Here is a 20,990-nt window from a genome sequence, read left to right as displayed (position 1 = left end):
AGCTTGCGCGCGAAGGTCACCGGGGTCACCGTCGCGCTCCTGGCGATCGGCCTGTTCGCAGCCGGGGTCGGCACGCAGGGGTTCCTGCGCGAAGCGCTGCTGGCGAGCCTCGACCAGCAGCTCGAGTCGCTCGCCCCGACCGACGTCGCGAGCGGCCTGATCGACATCGAGGTCGACGGCGGCGAGGTGCGATTCAGGGCGAAGTCGGATGCCCCGGCCACGCAGTACGTCGTCGCGATCTACGACAGCGACGGAACGCTGCGCGCCGACGCCGGCGGCGACGGCCGGCAGACCCCGGTGCTTCCCGAGCCGGTCACCCTGGAGTGGGCGGCGAAGCAGGGGCTCGCCCCGTTCACCATGCCTGCCGAGGAGGGCGGTGCGCCCTTCCGTGCGAGCGTCGACACGTATCCGATCGAGGGGGTCGGCAGCCTCTTCACGCAGCTGGTCGCACTGCCCACGGCGCCCATCAACAGCACGGTCGCCGCGTTCACGGGCATCTACAGCATCCTCGCGGTCATCATCCTCGTCGCGAGCGCGTTCCTCACGCGCTGGCTCGTGACGCTCACGTTCCGAAGTCTCGGCGGGGTCGAGACGACGGCGATGTCGATCGCCCACGGCGACTTCAGCCAGCGCATGACCGACATCGAGCCGACGACGACCGAGGTCGGGCGGCTGAAGACGGCCATCAACGCGATGCTCGACAAGGTCGACGCCGCGATCGAGCACCGCGATGCGACGGTCGAGCAGATGCGGCGGTTCATCGGCGACGCGAGCCACGAGCTGCGCACTCCTCTCGTGACGGTGCGCGGCTACGCCGAGCTCTACCGCATGGGAGCCATCGCGGGCGATGAGGACACCGCCCAGGCGATGGACCGCATCGAGAAGGAGGCCATCCGCATGGGCCTCCTCGTCGAGGACCTCCTCGCACTCGCGCGCCTCGACGAGCGTCGGGACGTCGTGATCGGTCCCGTGGACCTCCGCGCGGTCGCGCGCGACGCTGCCCTCGATGTGCGGGCGGCCTCCCCGCTGCGCGTCGTCACGGTGCTCGACGGCGCGACGCCGGGCGCGCCGGCCACGTCCGCACCCGTGCAGAATCAGCCCGATGAGCAGGCCGCACGGCGCGGTCCGACCACCTCGGCCATCGCACGTGCGGGCGCGACGCTGTCCCTACTGCGGCGCAAGCCGCGCCCGGTCCCCGCGCCGGGTGCGGGCGGAGGCGTTCCCCCCGTCCCCCAGCTCGACTTCGCGCACGCCCCGGCGCACAGCGGAGGCATCGCGCCGGTCGTGCTCGGCGACGAGAACCGCATCCGCCAGGTCGTCGCGAACCTGCTCGGCAACGCGCGCCGGTTCACGGCCGAGGACTCCCCCATCGAACTGCGGGTCGGCGTCGACCCCGAGAGCGCCGAGGGCTGGATCGAGGTCATCGACCACGGCGAGGGCATCCCCGACCAGATCAAGGCGAAGATCTTCCAGCGGTTCTGGCGGGCCGACACGTCACGCACACGCGAGACGGGCGGAAGCGGTCTGGGCCTGTCGATCGTCGCGTCGATCGTCGAGGCGCTGCACGGATCCGTCCGCGTGCTCGACACCCCGGGTGGCGGGGCGACGTTCCGCGTCGGCATCCCGCTTGCCCCTGAGCGCGAGGCGGCCGAGCACCTGCACATCCAGACACAGCCGCTCGAGCGCTTCCCCGAAGACGAGATCTGACCTCTCCTCCCCAGCCCGCGGTGGCATGGCCGCCCTCCACCGCGGTCCAGGGCGACCGACGGATGCCCCATCCCCGCTCATACGGTGGCTGTCGACCTTCCCCAACGAGCGAGGAGCCCCCCGATGGCCGTGTTCTCCGTCGACAGCGACGCCGTCCTCTCCGCCACCGCCGCGGTGCGCGGAACGATCGACCGCCTCCAGGGCGAGACCCAGGCGATGATGTCGCAGCTCACGCAGTTGCAGTCCACCTGGACGGGCGGCGCGGCCGCCGCGTTCCAGACCGTCATCGACGAATGGCGCGCGACGCAGCGCCAGGTCGAAGAGAGCCTCTCGGGCATCAACGCAGCCCTCGGGGTCGCCGCGCAGCAGTACGCCGACGCCGAGCAGGCGACCGTCAACCTGTTCCGCTGACGCGCGAGCCAGAGCCCAGCCGAGGCGCCGAGGCGCCCAGAGACGGCGGATGCCCCGGCCTGATGGCCGGGGCATCCGCCTTGTCGTTCTTCGACTCAGCGAGGCTGGATCAGAAGTCCATGCCACCCGTCGGGTCGCCGGCGGGGGCAGCGGCCTTCTCGGGCTTGTCGGCGACGACGGCCTCGGTCGTGAGGAAGAGGCCGGCGATCGACGCGGCGTTCTGCAGCGCCGAGCGGGTCACCTTGGCGGGGTCGATGATGCCCTGCGCGAAGAGGTCGCCGTATTCGCCGGTCGCGGCGTTGAGGCCGTGACCCGCAGGCAGCTCCGAGACCTTGTTCGCGACGACGCCCGGCTCGAGACCGGCGTTCAGCGCGATCTGCTTGAGCGGAGCCTCGATGGCCACCTTGACGATGTTCGCGCCGGTCGCCTCGTCGCCCTCGAGCTCGAGGGTCGCGAATGCGGCCTTGCCCGCCTGGATGAGCGCGACGCCACCACCGGGGACGATGCCCTCCTCGACGGCCGCCTTCGCGTTGCGGACGGCGTCCTCGATGCGGTGCTTGCGCTCCTTGAGCTCGACCTCGGTCGCCGCACCCGCCTTGATGACGGCCACGCCGCCGGCGAGCTTGGCGAGGCGCTCCTGGAGCTTCTCGCGGTCGTAGTCGCTGTCGGTGTTGTCGATCTCGCGGCGGATCTGGGTCACGCGGCCCTCGATCTGGGCGGGCTCACCGGCACCCTCGACGATGGTCGTCTCGTCCTTGGTGATGATGACCTTGCGCGCACGGCCGAGCAGGTCGAGGGTGGCGTTCTCGAGCTTGAGACCGACCTCCTCGGTGATGACCTGGCCGCCCGTGAGGATCGCGATGTCCTGCAGCTGGGCCTTGCGGCGGTCGCCGAAGCCGGGCGCCTTGACGGCGGCCGACTTGAAGATGCCGCGGATCTTGTTGAGCACGAGCGTCGCGAGAGCCTCGCCCTCGACGTCCTCGGCGATGATGACGAGCTCCTTGCCGTCCTGGATCACCTTGTCGACGATCGGCAGAAGATCCTTGATGTTCGAGATCTTCTGGTTCGCGATCAGGATGTAGGGGTCCTCGAAGACCGCCTCCTGGCGCTCGGGGTCGGTGACGAAGTAGGGGTTGATGAAGCCCTTGTCGAAGCGCATGCCCTCGGTGAGCTCGAGCTCGGTGCCGAACGTCTGCGACTCCTCGACGGTGACGACGCCCTCCTTGCCGACCTTGTCGATCGCCTCGGCGATGAGCTCGCCGATGGTGGTGTCAGCGGCCGAGATCGACGCGGTGGCGGCGATCTCCTCCTTGGTCTCGACCTCCTTGGCCGACGCGAGCAGCTCGTCGGAGAGAGCCTTGACGGCCTTCTCGATGCCGCGCTTGAGGCCGATCGGGTCGGCGCCCGCGGCCACGTTGCGCAGGCCTTCCTTCACGAGTGCCTGGGCGAGGACGGTGGCCGTCGTCGTGCCGTCACCGGCGACGTCGTCGGTCTTCTTCGCGACCTCCTTGACCAGCTCGGCGCCGATCTTCTCGTACGGGTCGTCGAGCTCGATCTCCTTCGCGATCGAAACGCCGTCGTTCGTGATCGTGGGGGCGCCCCACTTCTTCTCGAGCACGACGTTGCGACCACGGGGGCCCAGGGTCACCTTGACGGCGTCGGCCAGCGTGTTCAGGCCTCGCTCGAGGCCGCGACGTGCCTCTTCGTCGAAAGCGATGATCTTTGCCATGTCTGTGTCGTCCCTCCCGGACGTTGGCTTACGGTCTTAGCACTCGACAAACGCGAGTGCTAACCCATTCTGGCACTCGCCCATGGGGAGTGCAAGCCGCGCTCAAGCGCCCCGGCATGCGACGACGCGGGGCGAGGGGGACGAGCGGATGCCGCTACCCGGTGACCACGCGGACCGACTCGGCCTGAGGGCCCTTCTGGCCCGAGCCGAGGGTGAACTCGACCGTCTGCCCTTCCTCGAGGACGCGGTACCCCGCCATGTCGATGCTCGAGTAGTGGACGAAGACGTCCTGGCCGTCGGCGACCGTGATGAAGCCGTATCCCTTCTCAGCGTTGAACCATTTGACGGTGCCCTGGGCCATGCGAATCTCCTGTGGTGCGGGTGGAACGTGGGGCCCATCGTAGGTTCGGAGGTCGCCTGCGCACCGGCCCGAGGGCAGGAGTTGACACGGATGCCCCCAACTCTTCACACGCCGGTAACACAGAGCCCCGGTGACGGGCTCGCGGTCAGGACGCGGGTGTCTCGGGCGGTGCGACGCGATCGAGCCCGAGCACCACGACGAGCTGCTTGGTCTGGCTCTCGTCGTCGGGGGTGTTGGGGTCGTCCGGCGGCTGATAGGTCGCGTCCATCGCGACGCGCGCGCCGCCGATGACGTCGGCGAGGCCGGCCGCGGCGGCCTCATCGGCCGGGAAGGCGTAGTAGACGGTCGTCTCGGGGAAGTCGTCCGCCCCGGCCTCGCCCGCGGTGACGGCGTCGGCTGCCCAGCCGGCAGCGACGATCTCGTCCTTGGTGCGCGTCGCCAGCCCGGACTCGGGCGTCGCGTTGAGCACGAGCACCGAGAACGACGTGTCGACGACGGGCGTCACGACAGGGGTCGGCTCGACGGTCGGCTCGGGCTCGGGCGCGAGCACGATGCGCCCCTGCGCGACGAGGGTGCCGAAGATGCCGACGGTCATCAGCACCGCCGTGGCCAGCAGCGCCCACAGCAGCACGACCCAGCCCCGCATGCGCGGGTTCTCGGCGCGGTGAGCGCCGACGCGGCCGGTCGACTCCTCGGGAAGGTCGTCGAAGCGATCCCGGGGATAGGTCGTTTTCGGCACCCCACGATGGTACCCGGCGTCGCCTGGGGCATCCGTCTCAACGCGGCCGAACGACACCCGGCCGCGCGCGCGTGCTTCCTACTTTGATCCCGGGGTGGTCCCCGCGATCACTCGCTTGCGCTCGTCGGCGGCTTCGCCGCGCCCCCGATCACGCATGCGGCGAAGGCGCTTCACGAGCATCGGGTCGTACGCCTGCGCTTCGGCCGTGTCGATCAGGCGCCCCAGCAGCTGGTAGTAGCGCGCCGGCGAGATGCCGAGGTCTTCGCGGATCGCCTCCTCCTTCGCGCCGACGTGCCGGCGCCACTCGCCCTCGAAGTCGAGGATGGCGCGTTCGCGGTCGGTGAGGGGCACATGCCCACGCTAAGTCGACGACCGCCCCGCGACGGGGCGCCACGCCACGGATGCCCCGAGCGGATCGACCGACGCGAGCGGAACGCCGTCCAGCGCGAGCACGAACGCGTCCCACACCCCCGGATCGATGGGAGATCCGCCGGGTCGCACGATCGCGGCGAGGTCGGCGTGGAGCGCGGGAGGGTCGATCGTGATCCACCGCGCGCCGAGGGCATCGATCGCCCGCGCGAGGCGCACGCGCCCCGCCCGCGGGATGTGCGGGAGGACTCCGGGCGTGGTCACGACGAGGGTGGCATCGCGCGGAGCGGGTGCCGCCAGCGAGGCGATCACCCCCTCGGCGGTCGCGTCCGCGCGCACGAGGAGCGGCGGGTCGGCCGCGACGATGTCGAGCGCGGCCTCGATGCGCTCGATGCGCCCTTCCTCGCCGGGCCAGACGAGCGTCGTGAGGAACCGCCTGTCGTCGGGGTCGCCCGCACCGAGCGGGTCGAGGTCGACGCCCGCGCGCCACACGATCTCGGGGAGCCGCAGGGGCGGCATCCGGTCGTCGTCCGCCGTCAGGTCGCTCGACAGCACGACCGTCGACGGCCCGTCCGCGGGGTCGAGCGCCGTCACACCGCCGGGGCCGCGATAGCGATACGAGTAGTGGTCGGGGTACAGGCACAGGCCCGCGCTCGCACCGACCTCGATCAGCGCGATCGGCCCGTCGACGAGGCTCAGCGCGGGAAGCAGCGCCGCGCACCGCAGCGGCTCGTTCGTCTGGAGGCTGCGCCGAGTGCACTCGGCCACGACCGCATCGGCATGCGCGACGAGCCACTCCGCCCATGCGGCGAAGTCGGCTTCGGGCGCACCGAGAAGGCGCGTGACGGCGAACACGAGCGGGGCTTGCCTGCGATCGGCCGGGATGCGGGCGATGATCGCGCGCACGGCGTCGTGACGCACCACCCCGCGAGCCCACTCCTCGTACAGGGCCGAACGGCCGCGGGCGTCGTCGGCGAAGCGCGCGTAGCGATCGGCCACGTCGGCCGCTGCATCCGCTGTCACTCCCCCATTCTGGGCGAGAACGCAGGTGCACCCGGGTCCCGGCGGCCGTGCGTCGGGTTGAATGGAGGAGATCGAGGAGGAGTCATGGGTTACGCGGTGGAGAAGTCCGACGAGCGGTGGCGCGAGGAGTTGACGCCCGAGCAGTTCGCGGTGCTGCGGGAGGCGGCGACCGAGCGCCCGTGGACGGGCGAGCTGCTGGACGAGAGCCGGGCCGGCCTCTACACGTGCGCCGCGTGCGGCGCCGAGCTCTTCAAGAGCGGGACGAAGTTCGACTCGCACTGCGGGTGGCCGAGCTTCTACGAATCGGTGCGCCCCGAGGCGGTCGAGCTCATCGAGGACCGCAGCCACGGCATGGTCCGCACCGAGGTCCGCTGCGCGAGCTGCGGGTCGCACCTGGGGCACGTGTTCCCGGACGGCTTCGGCACCCCCACGGGCGACCGGTACTGCATGAACTCGATCGCGCTCGACTTCGTCCCCGAGACATGACCGGATCCGGATCCGCGCTCGAGGCGGTGCGCTCGCGCCGGTCCTGGTCGAAGGTGACGGATGCCGCGCCCACCCGCGCCGAGCTGCTGACGCTCGTCTCGGCGGCGGGTCGCGTCGCCGACCACTCGTCGCTGCGCCCGTGGCGGCTCATCGAGCTGCGGGGCGCCGACCGCGAGCGCCTTGGTCGCGCGATCAACAAGGCGACCGGCGACAAGGGCTCGTCGTCGAAGCCCCTGCGCGCACCGCTGCTCATCGCCGTCGTCGCGAGCTACAGGAAGAGCGACAAGGTTCCGCGGTGGGAGCAGGAGGCGGTCGCCTCGGGCGTCGCGCACATGCTGAGCCTGCTGCTGGACGAGGCCGGCTACGGCGTCATCTGGCGCACCGGCCACTACACGCGCTCGAAGGCCGTCGCCAAGGCACACGGCCTGAAGAAGAACGAGGAGCTGCTGGGCTGGCTCTACGTCGGCGGGAAGCTCCCGCGCGCCCGGCTCGGACGGCGCAAGGCCGTCGACGCCCGCAAGCACCTCTCGCGCATGCCCGCCGGCAAGAAGGCGAAGAAGGGCGAGAATCGCGACGCGAGCGAAGCGGATGCCGCGGCATCCGACACCTCGACGCAGGCGCCGCTCTGACTCACACTCTCCGGCGCCGCCGCCACGGCGCCGCCGCGACGACCACCGACAGCAGCGCGACCGCGACCATCGCGACCTCTTGCAGGAGGCCGGGGCTGCCGAGCGCCGGCCATACGGCGTCGAGCGCGACCGACGTCACGAGCTGCCCGGCGACGACCGCGAGGCCGAACAGCAACACGCCCGTGTGAGGCACGAGCGCCGCCGACAGGAAGATGTAGAGCACGCCGATCGGACCGCCCGTGTACACCCACACGTCGGTCGGCGCGGTCGTCGGCCAGCCGACGACCGAGACGCTCACGAGGGCGGCCACAGCGAGGATCGCCGTCCCGCCGATGAAGTTGACGAGGGTGGCCGTGAGGGGCGTGCCGACGCGCTGGCGCAGGCGCCCGTTGGTGGCCTGCTGCCACGCGATGCCGACGCCCGCGGCGAACGGCAGCACCGCCATCCACAGCGGCACCCCGCCGATGCCGTCGCCGACCAGCGACAGGCCGACCGCGAGGAGGGCGAGCGCCCCGCCGACCAGGCGCGGCACGGTGACTGCGACGACGCCCGCCGGGCCGTAGCCTGTGCGGTCGAGCACGAGCCCGCACACCGTCTGGCCCGCGACGACGCCGACCGTGAACAGCGAGACGCCGATGATGCCGACCGCGAGGCCCTGCGTCGCGACGGTGAGCGCGCCGGCGGCGCCGCCCGCCAGCATCCACCACGGGATCGCACTCTCACGCACCCCGGACACGAGCCTCGCGGCGCCGCGTCGACCCGACGGCAGCGCGGCCGACAGCACGATGAGCAGGACGAGCCCCGAGCCGAACGAGATCACCGCCGCGACGAGCCCGTTGTCGAGACGCGTGCCGAGCTGCCCGTTGATGCGGGCCTGGACCGCGGTGAGGACGCCCACGAAGACCGCGCCGCCGAGCGCGACCCAGGCGGGAAGGCGCGGCGGGGTCATCGCTCCATCTTGCCGGTCGACGGGGCATGCTCCGGACCGCGCAGGACTGTCGGAGGCCGAGGCTACCCTTGACGGGTGGTCCCCATTTCACGCAAGCAGTCGCTCCTCACGTGGCTTCCGGCGACGATCCTGCTCCTCGTGATCGCCGGCGTCGTGTTCGGCACGGTCGCGGTGCAGAACTCGTGGTGGGCGGAGGACGCACCGGAGGCATCCGCCGACCAGAAGGCGTCCGACGGCTCGACGATGCTCACCGACGCCGGGTTCGACTATGCGAACGTCGAGGGCATCGTGCGCGTGCGCATCGGCGACAGCGGCCTCTCGGCGCGCGAGCTCGGGCTGCCCGAGGACGGCGAGAAGACGGCGGAGTTCCGCCGTCCCGTCCGGGCGGTGATCGCGGGGCGCGACGACGTCTACGTCGTCGACGACATCGCGACGCTCACCGCGCGCTCCGAGGACGACCGGCTCGCCTCGGTGACGCTGCGGTTCGACGTCGTGTCGACGTGGTCCGACGGTGTCGACCTGCTGCGCCGGCACGCGGAGAAGCTCGGATGGGACCCGGCGCAGCTCGACGGACTCGACGAGCAGCTCGCCGAGTTCAACCGCGACGGCGAGGGCGATTCGTTCACCGCGACCATCACATCCGACGACGGAGGGGCAACCGTGACGGGCGTGCTCGTCTTCGACCGCGCGAGCGGCATCACACCCGTGTTCGTGGAGTTCACGCCGGCGCCCTGACCCCGGGCGATCCCCCGGAGCATTCGGGGGCCACCCCCTTGGACGCGGACGGGTCGCTCGCGCGAGCGTGGTCGTCATGACTACGACCACGATGACGACAACCCGTTCGCGCACTCCGGTCCTCGGCGCCTTCCTCGCGGTGCTCGCTGCCGGCGTGCTCACCCAGGCCGCGCTCGCGGGGCTGTTCCTCTCGGTCAGCCCCAGCGTCCAGTTCGTGCACATGCTCGTGGGCTCGGCGCTCCCGTGGATCGCGATCGCCCCCACCGTCATCGCGTGGGTCCGCGTCGGGCAGCGCGCGATCCCCGCGTCGTTCGCGGTGCTCGTCACCCTGCTCACCATCGGGTTCTGGGTGCAGGACGCCCTCGGGCACATGGGGTTCCCGGTGACGGTCGCCGTACACGTGCCCCTCGGAGTCGTGCTGTTCGGCGCGTCCACGGCGCTCGCGATCGCGGCGTTCCGCGGCGTCGGGCGACGCCCGGTCGAGCGGGACGCGGAAGTGCGTTGAGCCGACTACGGGACTCGAACCCGTAACCGCCCGATTACAAGTCGGGTGCGCTACCAATTGCGCCAAGTCGGCAGATGCCCCAGTCTATCCGGGGCATCCGTCGCCCACCCGCCGGGCCGGCGCTCGCGTCACTGCGTGGGCGTCGGCGTCGGCGTGGGGGTCGACTTGTAGTACATGTCGCTCGAGATCGTCAGCACGAACTGGGCGAACTCCTTCGGGTCGTCGAGCGCGCCGACATAGGGCGTCCCGTTGACGAGCACCATCGGAGCCGCCGTCAGGGCGACGCCCTTGGTGTCGGGCAGGCCCTTCAGCGCCCGCTCGGTCGCGGACTTGACCCACGTCGCGTACTTCTGGCTCTCGATGCACCCGCGCACGGCCTTGGGCGAGGTCGCACCCGAGCCGAGGGCGAGGTCGGCGAGCTCGGTGTCGGTGTAGCCGTCGGAGTCGACGTCGGGCTGCTTCTTGAGGAGCTCGTTGTTGAACGCGAAGAACGTGCCGGGCGAGTACGTCGCGACGCACGCGGCGGCGCTCGCCGCGCGCAGCGAGTACTTCGTGCCGTTGGACTTGGCCGTCAGCATCGCGACCGGGTAGTACGACAGGGTCGCGGCGTCCTGGCTGACCCACTTGGAGAGCTGCTCGACGTTCGCGATCTGGAAGTCCTTCGCGCCGGCCGAGAGGTAGTCGACGTACACGCGGATGTCGACGCTGGGGCGCGTGGTCTCGTCGGGGCTCGGCGTCGGGGTCGGGGTCGGCACGGGGGTCGCCGTCTCGAGGGTGGCGGCGCCGTCCTCGAGCGTCTCGGGAGCCTGCTCGGCGCCGAAGGCGCCGGTGACGCTGGACACGATGAAGCCGTCGTCCTTGACGTTGGCGGGGCGCGAGAGGGGCTGGGCGGCCGACGACGTGACGACCCACGTCACGAGCACGGCGGCCGCGGCGACGACCGCGACGAGGAGCGTCACCAGGGAGACGCGACGGACGGCACGCGCGCGCAGCTGCTGCGCCTGCACCTGCTGCGCCTTCTCGCGGACCGCGTGCCGGCGGTCGCGCTGGGCGGGCACATTGGGTGATTCGTCGCTCGACATGGAACCTCTTGGACGGCTTGGAGCCTGGAACAGGCGAGGCCGCACGGGTGACGCGGCCGAGAAAGATGCTAGCCAGGGAGCCTGGGAAATGCCCAGAGACTGTCTCGACGCGAGCCGTGCCATACTGATGGGGCGTCCGACGGAGGGCGCGCGGGAGCCCCCGCAATTCCATTCACTACGGATCGTCCGGCACGTACCTGCCGGTGAAGGAGAAGAGAACATGGCATCCGTCACGTTCGAGAACGCAACCCGCCTGTATCCCGGGGGCACGCGCCCCGCAGTGGACAAGCTCAACCTCGAGGTCGGCGACGGCGAGTTCCTCGTACTCGTCGGCCCCTCCGGCTGCGGCAAGTCCACGTCGCTGCGCATGCTGGCCGGCCTCGAAGAGGTCAACTCCGGCCGCATCCTCATCGGCGACCGCGACGTCACCGACGTCCCGCCGAAGGACCGCGACATCGCGATGGTGTTCCAGAACTACGCGCTCTACCCGCACATGACCGTCGCCGAGAACATGGGCTTCGCCCTCAAGATCGCGGGCGTCGGCAAGGAGGAGCGCGCGGCGCGCGTGCTCGAGGCCGCGAAGCTGCTCGACCTCGAGGACTACCTCACGCGCAAGCCGAAGGCCCTCTCCGGCGGCCAGCGCCAGCGCGTCGCGATGGGCCGCGCGATCGTCCGCCAGCCGCAGGTCTTCCTCATGGACGAGCCGCTGTCGAACCTCGACGCCAAGCTCCGCGTCCAGACCCGCACGCAGATCGCGTCGCTGCAGCGCCGCCTCGGCGTCACGACCGTCTACGTCACGCACGACCAGACCGAGGCCCTCACGATGGGCGACCGCATCGCGGTGCTCAAGGACGGCATCCTCCAGCAGGTCGGTACCCCGCGCGATCTGTACGAGAAGCCGAACAACGTGTTCGTCGCCGGCTTCATCGGCTCGCCCGCGATGAACCTGTTCCCCGCCGACCTCGCCGAGGGCGGCGTCCGCTTCGGCAACGCCGTCGTCGGCGTCGAGGCCGACACGATCGGCAAGGCCCACGGCTCCGAGGTCACGATCGGCGTCCGCCCCGAAGACATCGTGGTGAACCCGTCCGACGGCCAGGGCCTCTCGGTCGACGTCGACCTCGTCGAGGAGCTCGGCGCTGACGGCTACCTCTACGGCCACACCGAGATCAGCGGCAAGCGCACCGACCTCGTCGCACGCGTCGACGGCCGCCGCCACCCCAACGCGGGTGACCAGGTCGTCCTGGCGCCGATCCCGGGCCACGTGCACGTGTTCGACGCCGAGAGCGGCGAGCGCCTCACCGACAAGGCGATCGCCTCGGCGTAACCATCGAAGCGGCGACGGCGCGGGCGGATCACTCCCCCGCGCCGTCGTGTTTCCACCGGGGGTGCATGAATGGCTGATGCGCTCAGCATCACGGCGAGCAGCGTCGACCCGGGTCTGCTGACCCTGCCGTGGTCGACGCCGCTCGGCGAGTGGCCGTCGAACGCCATCGTCTTCCTGCCGAAGGGCATCTCGCGGCACCTCGTGCGGTTCTCGAGCCTCTCGGGCCGCGTCGTCGCGGTCAAGGAGACGACCGAGGAGATGGCGCGGCGCGAGTACGACATGCTCGGCAACCTCGCGCGGCTGGACGCGCCGTGCGTCGAGCGCGTCGCGGTGATCGCGGGGCGGACGGATGCCTCGGGCCGCCCCCTCCCCGCAGCGCTCGTCACCGCCCACCTGAGATTCTCCCTCCCCTACCGCGCGCTGTTCACGCAGATACTGCGTCCGCACACCGCCACGCGCCTCGTCGACGCGCTCGCGGTGCTCCTCGTGCGCCTCCATAACGTCGGCTTCTTCTGGGGCGACGTGTCGCTGTCGAACACGCTCTTCCGCCGCGATGCGGGCGCGTTCGCCGCGTATCTCGTCGACGCCGAGACCGGCGAGCTGCACGAGACAGGCCTCACGCGGGGGCAGCGCGAGCACGACCTCGACGTCGCCCGCACCAACATCGCGGGCGAGATCATGGATCTCGAAGCCGGCGGCCGACTCGAAGGCGGTGTCGACGCGCTCGCGATCGCCGACGGCATCGTGTCGTCGTACCGTTCGCTGTGGGGCGCGCTCACCGACAAGGAGACGTTCGCGACGAGCGAGTCGTGGCGCATCACCGAGCGCGTGCAACGGCTCAACGACCTCGGGTTCGACATCGGCGAGATGTCGATCGAGGCTGCGGCCGACGGGACGCGCGTCTCGATCCAGCCCAAGGTGGTGGACGCCGGGCACCACCAGCGCCGGCTTCTGCGCCTGACCGGACTCGACGTCGAGGAGAACCAGGCGCGCCGGCTCCTCAACGACCTCGACGAGTACCGCGCCCGGCGCAAGGGCGCCGACGACGAGGAGATGGTCGCGCACGAGTGGCTCACGCGCGTGTTCGAGCCCGTCGTGCGCGCGATCCCGTGGGACCTGCGGTCGAAGCTCGAGCCCGCCGAGGTCTTCCACCAGGTGCTCGAGCACCGCTGGTACATGTCGCAGGCGCAGGCGCGATCTGTTCCGCTCGCCGAGGTCCTCACGAGCTACATCGACGACGTGCTGCGCCACCGCCGCGACGAGGCGATGCTCATGGGACCCCTCACCGGCACCATGACGCTGCCCATCCCGACCGCGAGCGGCTCGATCCGCACGCTCGGCTCGCCGGACGCCGACGAGGGCGAAGACGAGGACGACGACGCGACAGTCGACTGGCGCGACCTCGTGTGAGGCTAAGTGAGCTGGTTGTACCGGTGGTTCGTGCCGTGCGCCCAGCGGCGGTCGCCCGGCAGCTTTCCGCTGTCGTAGACGATGTCTCCGCCGACCACGGTGAGGTCGGAGCGCACGCGCGGGATCTCCTCATCGGGGATCGCGTAGAAGTCCCGGTCGAGCACGAGCAGGTCGCCGTGGCTGCCGACCTTGATGCCGCCCAGATCGTCCTCGCGGATGAACCAGGTGTTGTCCTTCGTCGCGAGCCGGATCATCTCGTCGCGCGTGACCTGCTCCCCGGGGGCCCACGTGAAGGTGCCCGCGAGGTTGCGGCCCGTGATCATGGTGTAGAAGTTGAGCCACGGGTTGATCGCGGTGATGTCGCCGCCGTCGCTGTGGTAGCCGACGGGGATGCCGCTGTCGAGGAGCATCCGGTGCCGCGGGCCGAGGTTCGACCCGTTGCGCGTGGGACCCCACCCGACCTTGACGCCGACGCCCATCGCCTTGAGGCGGTTGACGTGGTCGGGCGTGATGTTCGGCACGTGCGAGACGACCCATCGCAGTCCGTCGATGGGCACCTCGGCGTGGACCGCCTCCCAGCCGGCGACGATCTGGTTGATGTCGGTCGCCGACAGCGAGTGGTTCTCGTTGCGCCAGCCCGCCTGCGCGACGGCCTTGGCGCCCGCGAGCCACACGGGACCGCCGATCGGCGCCGAGCCGCCCCCGAAGCCGCGCACGGTGAACTCGCCGATGCCGCCCGAGCGGAGCATGTCGTTGCCGAAGAACGGGAAGGCGTTCTTGAGGCGCTCGGTCAGTCGCGGCAGGTCGAGCGTCGAGTCCTCCTCGAGATAGTCGAACCGCACGCGGACCGGCAGCGCCTTCTTCGCGTCGAGGGCGAGGAACCCTCGGTGGAGGGTGTAGGCGTTCTCGTTCCAGATCGCGGTGCCGGGTGTGTCGACGTGGAACGCCCCTTCGTCGAGGTGCGTCGTGATACCGAGGGTCGCGTAGTAGTCGAGCGTCGCCTTCGCATTGCGCTCGCGCTCGGCATCCGTCATCTCCTGGCGCAGCCGCTGCAGCGCGAGACCGATGCCGCTGCCGGTCGGGTACCCCGCGGCGTTGATCGTGATCGTGATGCCCTTCGCGGCGAAGTAGTCGACCGCGGCCTGGTTCACGGCGTTCCCGCCCTGCTCGGCCATGATCATGACCGGGCGCGGCACCTGGCCCAGCGTCGTGAGGTTCGGGAGCGTGTTGCTCGGGAACTGCATCGCGACGATCGGGCCGAGCGATGTGACGAGCTCGCCCTCGGGCACGGTCTCGGCCTTCGCGACGAGGCGCGCGACCGCGTCCTCGTGCGTGAAGACGTCCTCGAGCCCGACCCAGTGCCCCGGTCGGTTGCTCACGAGCGCGATGTGGTTGTGCGAGTCGATGATGCCCGGGATCACCGTGCGCCCGCGCAGGTCGATCTTGTTCTTCGCGTTGCCGACGCGGATGGCGTCCTTCCCGACCGCGATGAAGCGACCGTCGCGGATGCGCACGGCGTCGACGACCGAGTTCGCGTCGTCGTAGGTGTGGATCCTGCCGTTGACGAACAGCAGATCGCCGTCGCCGCCGTGGGCGGCGCTCGTGTAGGCGGGCGACGATGCGGCAGAGGCGGATGACGCGGCGGCTGTGCCGCTGACGACGGCGGCCGCGGCGGCGGCGCTCCCTCCGATGAAGAGACCGCGGCGGGAGATCCCCTCCGCGGGCTCCTGGGCGTCCTGCGAGTGCGACTTCTTACCCATGGGTGCTCCTTGGTCGGACGGCGGTGTCCGTGGGGTGTTTCTGCGCTGTCCAGTGCGGCTGGACAGCGGCTCCTAAGCCCGGACACTAGCAGTTTGCACACGCGGCGACAATGACAAGCGCCGTACGCGCGAGAACCGCGTCTTTCTGCTCCTACGGCGGCGAACCCTTCGAGGTCGCGAAACTTTTCGTGTGCACCCGACGATTTGCTGATATGGTGCGTGCCTGAACAGCCGTCCAGTTCCACTGGACGATGCTCACGCAGTGTCAGTGTCGACAGTCAGTGGGAGCGGTCATGGTCAAGAAGAAGTCAGAGCCGGTCGCGAACGACCCCGAACAGCCGCCCGAGGGCATCTCGCGTCGCGGGCTCTTCATCGGAGGAACCGCGGCCGCGGCAGCCGCCGTGCTGAGCGGGAGCTCCGTCGCATCCGCCGCGGCCGCGCCGCTCGCGTCCACCGCCCCGCGTGCGTGGCACGACGACGGCGCCGGCGAGCTGCTGTTCGTCAACGGCAAGATCCACACGATGGACGACCGCAACTCGGTCGTGAACGCGGTGCGCGTCGCGAACGGCCGGATCACCGCGGTCGGACAGGACGCGATCCGACAGGGCAACTCGAAGAACAGGATCGACCTGCGCGGGCGGACCGTCGTGCCCGGTCTCATCGAGAGCCACTCGCACTTCATCAGCCTCGCGAACCGCCCGGGCTACCACGTGGCCGAGTGGGAACTCGCGAGCAGCATCGACGAGCTGCTCGCCATCCTCGCCGCGCGGCGTCGCGACGTACCGGAGGGCGAGTTCATCACCGCGATGGGCTCCGGAACGCCGCGCATGTTCGCCGAGCTGCGCCTCCCCACGCTCCAGGAGCTCGACTCCGCGATCTCCGACCGCCCGGTCTTCCTGTACCAGGGCGGGCTCGGTCCCGCGCGAGTGAACACGCTCGGCAAGCAGTTCTTCGAGTCGATCACAGAGCTCCCCGTGACCGTCGGAGACGACGGATCCATCGCGGGCGGCAACCCGAGCATGGCCAACCGCGCCCTGTACCATCTGCGCCTCCGTCAGACGTTCGCCGACAAGCGGCGCAGCGCGCTCGACTCGATGGCCTTCACCGCCAAGGTCGGCGTCACGGCGATCCTCGACCAGGTGCTGCCGGCGACCGCGAACGCGACGCTCGATCCGTCGGTGCTGCCCCCGCAGCCGACCGACGCGCTCTTCCGGCTCGACCACTTCCGCATGTACGACGCGTGGCTCTCGCTGCATCGCCAGGGGCGCGCGTTCGTGCGCCTGCAGATGAACTTCCTCCACAACCAGGGGTTCATCGCCGCGCTGGGCGGGCTCGAGCAGCAGCTCCCCGAGCTGCGCGAGCGCCTCAAGAACCAGTTCCCGTTCTTCGGCGACGACATGCTGCGCACGGGCGGCATCGGCGAGTGGGCGGCTCCGTTCGCGGCGCCGACGAACGCGAACGGCTACGCCGTGTGGCTCGAGTCGCAGCGGCTGGTCGCGCAGGCGCGATGGCGCAATGAGAACGCGCAGGGCGGCAGCCCGACGAGCACCGCGAACATCGAGCAGGTCGTGGCGACGTACGAGCAGATGGATCAGGAGTTCGGCATCAAGGACCTGCGCTGGGGCCTCCAGCACGCCGACTTCGCGACGCCCGACCAGCTCGCGCGACTCAAGGCGCTCAACGTGGGCGTCTCGACGTCGGGCTTCCGGTGGCTGGGCGGCACGCCGCGCGCGGACGGCCTGCCCGTCGGACCGCTGTTCCGGCAGATCCACGACAGCGGCATCAGCATGGGCCTCCACGAGGACGGCGTGCACATCGCCCCGCACAACCCGTGGTTCGCGCTCCACTACGCGACGACGGGCCTCAACGTCCTGGGCCAGCAGATCAACCCCGGTCAGCAGCTCACCCGGCACGAGGCGCTCTACGCGTACACGCGCGGCAACGCGTGGTACCTCAACCGCGAGGACGACCTCGGCTCGATCGAGGCGGGCAAGCGCGCCGACCTGCTCGTGCTCGACAAGGACTACTTCACCGTCTCCGACGCCGAGATGCGCCGCATCCTGCCCGTCATGACCGTGGTCGACGGCGCGATCGTCCACGACACCGGTGCGGTGCGCGGACGCCGCGACTGGTCGCACGATCGCGACCACGTGTTCGACGAGAGCTGGTGGCAGCAGTAGCGCCGCCGGCATAGACCGCCGAGAGGCCGGGTGAGACGAAGCGGGTCCCCCGGCCTTTCGTGCGCCCGCCGACGTCCGCGGCGGCGTCAGAGCAGGATCGACAGCGGGCTCTCGATGCGCCGGACGAACGCCGCGAGCCACTTCGCGGCGAGCGCGCCGTCGAGCACGCGGTGGTCGGCCGACAGCGTCACGGTCATGACGGATGCCGCGCCCAGCGTGCCGTCGGCGACGACCGGCCGCCGCTGCGCGGCACCGACCGCGAGGATGCCCGAGTGCGGCGGGTTGATGATCGCGGTGAACTCGCGCGTGCCGTACATGCCGAGGTTCGACACCGCGAACGAGCCGCCCTCGAGCTCGTGCTGCTTGAGGCGTCCTTCGCGCGCGCGTTCGGCGAGGTCCCGTGTCGCGAGCGCGACCTGGCCGAGCGACAGCCGCTCGACTCCGCGCACGACCGGCGTGAGCAGGCCGCCGGGGACGGCCACCGCGATGCCGATGTCGACGCCCGAGAACCGACGGGTCGCAGCATCCGTCCAGATCGCGTTCGCGTCGGGCACGTCCTGCATCGCGCCCGCCACAGCCTTCACGATGAGGTCGTTGACGGACACGCTCGCGTCGGCCTGTTCGTTGATGCGCTTGCGGAGGTCGAGCAGCTCGTCGACGCGGCAGTCCGCGACGACCTGGAACTGCGGGATCGTCGTGACGCTCTCGGTGAGCCGCCGCGCGATCGCGCGGCGCATGCCCGTGTGCGGAAGGTCGGTGTACTCGGCCGTCTCGACGGGGGCGGATGCCGCGGCCGCAGGCCCGGCGGCGGGCGCCGCCTGCGCGGGCTGAGTCTCGGCGGTCGCGAGATGCGCCTCCAGGTCGCGGCGCACAATTCGCCCGTTCGGCCCGGTGCCCTTCAGCGCGGCGAGGTCCACCCCGTGCTCCTTTGCGAGGCGGCGGACGAGCGGGCTCGCGAAGAGGCGCTTCGACTCGCCGGAACCCGTCATCGACGGCTCGGGCTGGGCGCGCGCGGTGGGCATCGGCTCGGCCTTGGCGGGGGCGTCGTCGGCGGGCTCGGGCCCGGCCTCCTCGGGCTCCGCGAGCACGGCATCGCCGCCCGCGGGCGCGATGCCCGCCTGAGCGAGCGCCGCGTCGAGCTCCTCGCCCGGCGCCGCGACGACGGCGATGGGCGCCCCGACGGCGGCGGCCGCCCCTGCCTCGACGACGGCGCCCGCGAAGACGCCCTCGACTTCGGACTCGTACCCGACGACGGCCTTCTCGGTCTCGATCTCGGCGAGGGGCTGCCCGACCGAGACGGTGTCGCCGGTGGAGACGAGCCAGGTCTGGATCGCGGCCTCCGCTCCGCCGGCGGCGAGCTGCGGCATCCGGATCACGGTGGCCATCACTGGCCTCCCCACGCCGCGCGCATGCGTTCGAGCCCCGCGACGACCTCTTCGGTCTTCGCGATCGCGGCGCGCTCGAGCACCTTCGAGATGCTGGGACTCGCCTCGCCGCCCGTCACGCGCTCGATCGGCTGGTCGAGCCAGTCGAAGTACCGGCGCTGCAGCTCGTCGGCGAGCCAGCCGCCGTACCCGGTCCCTCGCGCGCCTTGCTCGACGATGAGCACGTTGTTCGTCTTCTTGACGCTCTCGCCGATCGTGTCCCAGTCGAGCGAGGCCCGGTCGAGCCAGCGGAGGTCGATGAGCTCCGCGTCGATGCCGGTCTGCTCGATCGCGTCGGCGGCGTTGTGGACCATCGAGAGGTACGTGAGGACGGTCACCTCGGAGCCCTCGCGCCGCACGGCGGCTGTGCCGGGCGGGATGATGTAGTCGAGGTCGCCGTCGGGCACGCGGTCGGCGCGACCGTACAGGTCGACGTGCTCGATCACGAGCACCGGGTCCTCGAGCGCGAGTGCGGCGTTCATGAGTCCCACGTAGTCGGCCGCGGTCGAGGCCGCCACGATGCGCCAGCCGGCCGAGGTCGCGAAGATGCCTGCGGGGTCCATGAGGTGCTGCGAGCCGTAGCCCGAGCCCATCGCGACCTTCGTGCGGAGCACGAGCGGCATGGAATGGTTGTTCCCGAACATGTGACGGGCCTTGGCGACCTGGTTGAACACCTGGTCGGCGGCGACCCACATGAAGTCCGGGTACATGAACTCGACGACCGGGCGGAACCGGCCGTCCGCCGCGAGTCCGCCCGCGAGCCCGAAGAAGCCGTTCTCGCTGATGGGCGTGCCGATGATGCGGTCGGGTCCGTACTTCTTGGCCAGACCCTTCGTGGCGCCGTTCGTGCCTCCGTTGAGACGATGGACGTCCTCGCCGAGGACGACGATGCGCTCGTCGGCCGCCATGCGGCGGTCCATGACCTCGGCGACGGCGTCGACGAACTTCGCGTCGCGCCATCCGCCGTCGTAAGTGAGGGGCTCGCCCACGGTGAGCGACTCCAGCTCCGACGCGTCACCGCGGATGCCGACGTCGACGAACCCCGGATCGGGCCACAGCTCCGGCTTGATGCGCCGCTTGCCCTCGGCGTCCGGGTCGTCCTCGATGAGCTCGGCCACCGCGGCAGTCATCGCCGCCTGCGCCTGCGCGCGCACGGACTCGACGCCGGCCTCGTCGATCAGCCCGAGCGCGATCATCTCACGCGCGACGCGGTCGAGCGGGTCGCGGGCGCGCCACTGGCCCTCTTCGTCCTTCGTGCGGTATCCGAAGGCGCTGCCGGGGAACGGCCCGTTCTGGTGGAAGAACCGGTACACCTCGGCCTCGATGATCGCGGGACCCTCGCCCGCCCGCATCCGCGCCTCGGCCTCCTGCATCGCGAGGTGGACGGCGAGGGGGTCCATGCCGTCGACGCGCCACGACGGGATGCCGAAGCCCTGCCCGCGCACCGAGAAGCGCGAGTCGGCCGTGACCTCGTCGGCGTGCGTCGAGACGGCGTAGAGGTTGTTCTCGATGAAGTACAGCACCGGCAGCTTCCACGCCGCGGCGAGGTTGAACGACTCGAGCACCGACCCGATCTGGCTCGAGCCGTCGCCGAAGCAGTTGATGCTGATGTCGGTCGTGCCGGAGTGCTTCTGCGCCCACGCATGACCCGTCGCGGCGGGCGCACCGCCGCCGACGATCGCGTTCGTGCCGAGCGCGCCGGCCTCGAGCCATTGCAGATGCATCGAGCCGCCGCGCCCGCCCGAGAAGCCCTGCGCGAGGCCGAGGATCTCGGCGAGCGTGCGCTGCAGGACGGCCTGCACGTCCGGCGTGACGAGCGTCGCGGGGTCGAGCGATCCGCCCGAGACGTGGGTGAGGACCTTCGCGAGGAACTGGTGGTGTCCGCGGTGCGAGCCGTTGACGGCATCCGTCGATCTCAGACCCACGATCGACCCGACCGCCCCGCCCTCCTGCCCGATGCTCGAGTGCGCGGGTCCGTGCATGAGGCCCTCGGCGGCGAGCTCGAGCACCGTCTCCTCGAAGGCGCGGATGAGGTGCAGCTCGCCGAGCATTGTCGCCAGCAGGGCCGGGTCGGCCGCCTTCCAGTCCTCCGGCGTGGTCTCGAGCTGGATCCAATCGACCCCGGTCTGCAAGCGCCGTCGCTCCGCCATGTCAGCCCACTTCCCTG

The 20,990-nt window shown here is 70.8% G+C and carries 19 protein-coding genes and 1 tRNA gene; 9 read left to right on the top strand and 11 right to left on the bottom strand.

All coding sequences use genetic code 11. The annotated features are described in order from the left end of the window. Positions 1–3: 3 nt before the first annotated feature. Together BJ991_RS08020 and BJ991_RS08015 are read left to right on the top strand one after the other, a co-directional pair. Positions 4–1,707, top strand: coding sequence for a sensor histidine kinase (locus BJ991_RS08020; protein ID WP_246301052.1), 1,704 nt, complete (start codon positions 4–6; stop codon positions 1,705–1,707). 123 nt (positions 1,708–1,830) lie between these two features. Next, a complete protein-coding gene (locus BJ991_RS08015) occupies positions 1,831–2,118 on the top strand; it encodes a WXG100 family type VII secretion target (RefSeq protein WP_179489023.1) in 288 nt (95 codons plus the stop codon). 109 nt (positions 2,119–2,227) lie between these two features. On the opposite strand, the gene groL is transcribed toward BJ991_RS08015, so the two are convergent. The 5 genes from groL to BJ991_RS07990 all read right to left on the bottom strand — a co-directional run bounded on the left by groL (position 2,228) and on the right by BJ991_RS07990 (position 6,339). Then, positions 2,228–3,847, bottom strand: a complete 1,620-nt coding sequence (gene groL, locus BJ991_RS08010) for a chaperonin GroEL (RefSeq protein WP_179489021.1) — start codon at positions 3,845–3,847, stop codon at positions 2,228–2,230. A gap of 154 nt (positions 3,848–4,001) precedes the next feature. After that, on the bottom strand, positions 4,002–4,208 hold the full coding sequence (locus tag BJ991_RS08005; RefSeq protein ID WP_179489019.1) for a cold-shock protein: 207 nt from the start codon (positions 4,206–4,208) through the stop codon (positions 4,002–4,004). Between the two features lie 145 nt (positions 4,209–4,353). Further along, the gene (locus tag BJ991_RS08000; protein ID WP_179489016.1) at positions 4,354–4,947 is read right to left on the bottom strand and encodes a LytR C-terminal domain-containing protein; all 594 of its coding nucleotides are present in this window, start codon (positions 4,945–4,947) and stop codon (positions 4,354–4,356) included. Between the two features lie 78 nt (positions 4,948–5,025). Beyond that, on the bottom strand, positions 5,026–5,298 hold the full coding sequence (locus tag BJ991_RS07995) for a DUF3263 domain-containing protein (RefSeq protein WP_179489014.1): 273 nt from the start codon (positions 5,296–5,298) through the stop codon (positions 5,026–5,028). A 9-nt stretch (positions 5,299–5,307) separates the two neighbouring features. Beyond that, complete coding sequence (locus BJ991_RS07990) at positions 5,308–6,339, bottom strand: DUF2332 family protein (RefSeq protein ID WP_179489012.1); 1,032 nt, start codon at positions 6,337–6,339, stop codon at positions 5,308–5,310. Between the two features lie 84 nt (positions 6,340–6,423). On the opposite strand from BJ991_RS07990, the gene msrB reads away from it, so the two are divergent. Together msrB and BJ991_RS07980 are read left to right on the top strand one after the other, a co-directional pair. Next, positions 6,424–6,825, top strand: a complete 402-nt coding sequence (gene msrB / locus BJ991_RS07985; protein ID WP_179489010.1) for a peptide-methionine (R)-S-oxide reductase MsrB — start codon at positions 6,424–6,426, stop codon at positions 6,823–6,825. Next, positions 6,822–7,454, top strand: coding sequence for a nitroreductase family protein (locus BJ991_RS07980; protein WP_179489008.1), 633 nt, complete (start codon positions 6,822–6,824; stop codon positions 7,452–7,454). Before msrB ends, BJ991_RS07980 begins: the two co-directional genes overlap by 4 nt. Position 7,455: 1 nt before the next feature. Here the strand turns inward: BJ991_RS07980 and BJ991_RS07975 are convergent, their stop codons facing one another. After that, positions 7,456–8,403 carry a DMT family transporter gene (locus tag BJ991_RS07975; RefSeq protein WP_179489006.1) on the bottom strand — a complete coding sequence of 316 codons (948 nt, stop codon included), beginning with the start codon at positions 8,401–8,403 and terminating at the stop codon, positions 7,456–7,458. 75 nt (positions 8,404–8,478) lie between these two features. Between BJ991_RS07975 and BJ991_RS07970 the strand changes: the two genes are divergently transcribed. Together BJ991_RS07970 and BJ991_RS07965 are read left to right on the top strand one after the other, a co-directional pair. Beyond that, positions 8,479–9,138, top strand: coding sequence for a hypothetical protein (locus BJ991_RS07970; RefSeq protein ID WP_179489004.1), 660 nt, complete (start codon positions 8,479–8,481; stop codon positions 9,136–9,138). Between the two features lie 76 nt (positions 9,139–9,214). Further along, positions 9,215–9,643 carry a hypothetical protein gene (locus tag BJ991_RS07965; protein ID WP_179489002.1) on the top strand — a complete coding sequence of 143 codons (429 nt, stop codon included), beginning with the start codon at positions 9,215–9,217 and terminating at the stop codon, positions 9,641–9,643. On the opposite strand, the gene BJ991_RS07960 is transcribed toward BJ991_RS07965, so the two are convergent. Together BJ991_RS07960 and BJ991_RS07955 are read right to left on the bottom strand one after the other, a co-directional pair. Beyond that, positions 9,643–9,715 (bottom strand) — tRNA-Thr (locus tag BJ991_RS07960). The genes BJ991_RS07965 and BJ991_RS07960 overlap by 1 nt on opposite strands. 56 nt (positions 9,716–9,771) lie before the next feature. Then, on the bottom strand, positions 9,772–10,725 hold the full coding sequence (locus tag BJ991_RS07955) for a DsbA family protein (protein WP_179489000.1): 954 nt from the start codon (positions 10,723–10,725) through the stop codon (positions 9,772–9,774). 220 nt (positions 10,726–10,945) lie between these two features. On the opposite strand from BJ991_RS07955, the gene BJ991_RS07950 reads away from it, so the two are divergent. Continuing rightward, positions 10,946–12,049, top strand: a complete 1,104-nt coding sequence (locus BJ991_RS07950; RefSeq protein ID WP_179488998.1) for an ABC transporter ATP-binding protein — start codon at positions 10,946–10,948, stop codon at positions 12,047–12,049. A gap of 69 nt (positions 12,050–12,118) precedes the next feature. Further along, complete coding sequence (locus BJ991_RS07945; RefSeq protein WP_179488996.1) at positions 12,119–13,459, top strand: DUF4032 domain-containing protein; 1,341 nt, start codon at positions 12,119–12,121, stop codon at positions 13,457–13,459. A 2-nt stretch (positions 13,460–13,461) separates the two neighbouring features. Here BJ991_RS07945 and BJ991_RS07940 read toward each other — a convergent pair whose 3' ends face one another. Beyond that, positions 13,462–15,219 (bottom strand): amidohydrolase, encoded by a 1,758-nt coding sequence (locus BJ991_RS07940; RefSeq protein WP_179488994.1) that lies wholly within the window; start codon positions 15,217–15,219, stop codon positions 13,462–13,464. 293 nt (positions 15,220–15,512) lie between these two features. Here BJ991_RS07940 and BJ991_RS07935 point away from each other — a divergent pair, with 293 nt between their 5' ends. Next, positions 15,513–17,399, top strand: coding sequence for an amidohydrolase (locus BJ991_RS07935; protein ID WP_179488992.1), 1,887 nt, complete (start codon positions 15,513–15,515; stop codon positions 17,397–17,399). Between the two features lie 86 nt (positions 17,400–17,485). Here BJ991_RS07935 and BJ991_RS07930 read toward each other — a convergent pair whose 3' ends face one another. After that, on the bottom strand, positions 17,486–18,784 hold the full coding sequence (locus BJ991_RS07930; RefSeq protein ID WP_179488990.1) for a dihydrolipoamide acetyltransferase family protein: 1,299 nt from the start codon (positions 18,782–18,784) through the stop codon (positions 17,486–17,488). After that, the gene (locus BJ991_RS07925; RefSeq protein ID WP_179488988.1) at positions 18,784–20,973 is read right to left on the bottom strand and encodes an alpha-ketoacid dehydrogenase subunit alpha/beta; all 2,190 of its coding nucleotides are present in this window, start codon (positions 20,971–20,973) and stop codon (positions 18,784–18,786) included. Before BJ991_RS07925 ends, BJ991_RS07930 begins: the two co-directional genes overlap by 1 nt. Between the last annotated feature and the right edge of the window lie 17 nt (positions 20,974–20,990).

Source organism: Microbacterium immunditiarum (assembly GCF_013409785.1).
In the GTDB taxonomy this organism is placed as follows: domain Bacteria; phylum Actinomycetota; class Actinomycetes; order Actinomycetales; family Microbacteriaceae; genus Microbacterium; species Microbacterium immunditiarum.
Note: the sequence above shows the minus strand (reverse complement) of the source record. Positions and strands in the feature narration are given on the sequence as shown.